The 545-nt window shown below is 45.2% G+C and carries 1 protein-coding gene; it reads left to right on the top strand.

Annotated elements, in window-relative coordinates; all coding sequences use genetic code 11:
• On the top strand, positions 1 to 545 hold a 545-nt coding region (locus AC1DRF_RS31880; protein WP_477742811.1), incomplete at both ends, for a prenyltransferase/squalene oxidase repeat-containing protein.

The raw sequence follows: 545 nt of genomic DNA on the forward strand, positions 1-545 counted from the left end.
CTTCTAGAAAGAGCTGCTATCAGAGCTCTTTCTAGAAGAGCGCAAACCGACACAGATTATTTGGAGTCTTGGCAAAGGGGCATTAACTGGCTGCTGTCCATRCAAAACAAAGACGGGGGTTTTCCTGCATTTGAAAAAAATACCGACTCTATTTTATTTACTTATCTGCCGCTTGAAAATGCAAAAGATGCAGCGACGGATCCGGCTACTGCCGATTTAACCGGTCGAGTGCTTGAGTGTCTCGGAAACTTTGCTGGTATGAATAAATCCCACCCTTCGATTAAAGCTGCAGTAAAATGGCTGTTTGATCATCAATTGGATAACGGGAGCTGGTACGGCCGGTGGGGAGTTTGCTATATTTACGGAACGTGGGCCGCTATTACAGGACTCCGTGCTGTAGGGGTTTCTGCTTCTGATCCGCGTATCATCAAAGCTATCAACTGGCTCAAAAGCATTCAACAAGAAGACGGTGGATTCGGAGAATCATGCTATAGCGCTTCTTTAAAAAAATATGTGCCACTATCGTTTAGCACCCCTTCTCAAAC

The sequence above is a fragment of the Priestia sp. P5_B4 genome (assembly GCF_056400385.1).